The organism is Treponema sp. R6D11 (genome assembly GCF_054786075.1).
Map to the genome: position 1 here is coordinate 1 of NZ_BDHD01001224.1, position 355 is coordinate 355.

The 355-nt window shown below is 43.9% G+C and carries 1 protein-coding gene; it reads left to right on the top strand.

Annotated features, from left to right (window positions below; translation table 11 throughout):
- Positions 1-355 (top strand): hypothetical protein (locus ACYVTD_RS18200; protein WP_461249009.1); only part of this gene is annotated, 355 nt, incomplete at both ends.

Sequence of the window (355 nt, forward strand, 5' to 3'; positions counted from 1 at the left end):
GTTCCCGACAGTGGAAAAGACGCGAAAAACAGAAAAACAAACGCGAAAATAATCCTTACGGAAGATACTAGGCCGGTTGGAGCCGTATTAACGTTGGAAGGAAACACAAACTCCACAATGACAAATAACGTAACAAACTTTGAACATTCGGCGTTTTTGGACGTTCCCGTTAAGTTGGAAAAGACCTCATACAACTTCAGAATGGGGCGTTCCTTTAAAAAACAGGTTTTTTTCTGGAGAAGCGACGTTAAAGATGACGGCGATAAGTTTTTCGAAAGCATAAAGGATTTTGTCCCGTTATGGACGACCGCCCCCGGCTATTCGCTTTTCGCGGAAGATATAAACGGCGCCATGG